General features: G+C 64.4%; 3 protein-coding genes. All 3 read left to right on the top strand.

Annotation, left to right across the window (positions count from 1 at the left end):
* Positions 1-87 precede the first annotated feature (87 nt).
* The 3 genes from tnpA to tnpC all read left to right on the top strand — a co-directional run bounded on the left by tnpA (position 88) and on the right by tnpC (position 2,385).
* Positions 88-468: an IS66-like element accessory protein TnpA gene (tnpA, locus tag ACODT0_RS42235; RefSeq protein WP_489044027.1), complete on the top strand. Its 381-nt coding sequence runs from the start codon at positions 88-90 to the stop codon at positions 466-468.
* A complete protein-coding gene (gene tnpB / locus ACODT0_RS42230; RefSeq protein ID WP_489044026.1) occupies positions 465-797 on the top strand; it encodes an IS66 family insertion sequence element accessory protein TnpB in 333 nt (110 codons plus the stop codon). Before tnpA ends, tnpB begins: the two co-directional genes overlap by 4 nt.
* A 61-nt stretch (positions 798-858) precedes the next feature.
* A complete protein-coding gene (gene tnpC, locus ACODT0_RS42225; RefSeq protein WP_489044025.1) occupies positions 859-2,385 on the top strand; it encodes an IS66 family transposase in 1,527 nt (508 codons plus the stop codon).
* Positions 2,386-2,426 lie beyond the last annotated feature (41 nt).

Raw genomic sequence — 2,426 nt, 5'->3', positions numbered from 1 at the left:
GGTAAGCGTCCGGGCAACCCATCTTGATTCCTGTCGGCGGGCCTAGGAGCATCGTGTTCACTACTCCACTTATTTCTTGGCGGACACGTGAACACTATCGAGGCTGCGGCGGTGAAGGGAGATCGGCGCCGCAGGCGCCGTCACACCGATGAGTTCAAGGCGAACGTGGTCACCGCCTGCTCCCGACCAGGCGTGTCGATCGCCTCGGTGGCACTAGCCAATGGCATCAACGCGAACCTGTTGCGCCGCTGGATTGAGCAAGGCGGTCAACGGTTGCCCGACCCTGTCGACCTGCCGCGAGATCAAGCCAAGGCAGCGTTTGTGCCCGTGCAAATTGACGCCGCGCAGTCCATGCCGGCGCAGGACATCCGCATCGAACTCAAGCGCGGCGCGACCACAGTGATCGTGAACTGGCCGTGCAGTGCTGCAGGGGCGAGCGCTGCCTGGCTTCGCGAGATCTTGCGTTGATCCGCGTCGAGTCGATCTGGATGGCAGTGCAGCCGCTGGACATGCGCGCCGGCACCGAGGCTGCTCTGGCCCGGGTCGTGTTGGTGTTCGGCGCAGCGCGACCGCACCATGCCTACCTCTTCGCCAATCGGCGTGCCAACCGCATGAAGGTGCTCGTACACGACGGCATCGGCGTGTGGTTGGCGGCAAGGCGGCTGAACAACGGCAAGTTCGCTTGGCCCAAGAACATCGACGGAACGCTGACGCTGAGTCGGCCGCAGTTCGATGCGCTGGTGCTGGGACTGCCCTGGCAACTCGTCGGTGAAGCCGGCGTGATCACAACGCTGTAGCGCGTCCATTGCGGTATCTGCCGATGGAGCGCCAGCACGTTCGCTGGCACGATCACTGTCCGTGATCGCCGACGACATCGACACGCTGGACCCGCAGGAGCTTCGCGAGAGGCTGCGCAATGCCGACGCGCAGTTGGCGTTCCAGAAGTCGATCATCGACAAGCTCACGCACGAGAACGCGATCCTCAAGCGACTGAAGTTCGCCGCCAAGAGCGAGGCGTACAACGCCGAGCAAAAGAGCTTGCTCGAGGAGACGCTGGACACCGATCTGGCAGCCGTCGCTGCAGAGATGGACGCGCTGCAGGCAGCGAAGTCGTCCCCCGCTGAGAAGCAGCAACCCAAGCGCCAGAAGTTGCCCGTCAACCTGCCGCGCCGAGAGATCCATCACGAGCCGGAGCACACCACCTGCGGGTGCGGCGAGCCGCTACAGCGCATTGGCGAGGACATCGCCGAGAAGCTGGACTATCAGCCGGGCGTGTTCACGGTCGAGCGCCACATCCGCGGCAAGTGGGTGTGCAGGTGCTGCGAGAAGATCATCCAGGCTCCGGTGCCCGCGCACGTCATCGACAAGGGCCTGCCTACCACGGGGCTGCTCGCGCAGGTGCTGGTCGCCAAGTACCTGGACCACCTGCCGCTGTACCGGCAGGAAGCGATCTTCGAGCGTGCGGGGCACGTGATCGCCCGCTCGACGCTTGCGCAATGGGTAGGTGAGTGCGGCATGCAGCTGCAGCCGCTCGTGGACGCGCTGGCAGCAGACCTGCTGCGACACGACGTGCTGCACGCCGATGAGACGCCAGTGGCCATGCTCAAGCCCGGGATCGGGAAGACCCATCGGGCGTACCTGTGGAGCTATTGCACGACGCAGTTCAACCCGGTCCAAGGCGTCGTGTTCGACTTCGCCGACAGCCGGGGCGGCCAGCACGTGCGCGACTTCCTCCAACTCAGCGGCGCGGGCGCCAAGCCTGGCTGGAAAGGCAAGCTCGTCACAGACGACTTCAGCGGCTACAAGGCCTGCTTCGAGCTCGGGGTGACGGAGGTGGGCTGCATGGCTCACGCTCGGCGCAAGTTCCACGAGCTGTGGGCCAACAACGGCAGTCAGATCGGCGAGCAAGCCCTGAAATTCTTCGGTGAGCTGTACGACGTCGAGCGTGAGGCGGCTGGGGCTGACAGCGCAAGCAGGCTCGAACTGCGACGACGACGATCAAGGCCGGTGGCCGATGCCTTGCATCAGTGGATGCGTCTGCAGCGCCAGAAGATCCCCAACGGATCAGCGACCGCGAAGGCTGTCGACTACGGCCTCAAGCGCTGGGATGCGCTCACGCGCTTCCTCGAAGATGGCGACCTGCCGATCGACAACAACTGGGTAGAGAATCGGATCCGGCCGATCGCGCTCGGCCGCCAGAACTGGCTGTTCGCCGGATCACTGCGCGCAGGCAAACGAGCCGCCGCTGTCATGAGCTTGGTCCATTCGGCCAAGCTCAACGGGCACGATCCCTATGCCTACATCCGTGACGTGCTGACCAGGTTGCCGACCCATCCCCATAGCCGCATCGAAGAGCTCTTGCCGCATCACTGGCGGCAGAGCTGATCGTCGACATCGCCGTCAAGGCGAGTTCACCGGACGCTTAC

It is taken from the genome of Variovorax sp. FG153, from assembly GCF_057809595.1.
The sequence above is the reverse complement of the archived record's forward strand: the minus strand, read 5'-3'. Positions and strand labels throughout refer to the sequence as shown.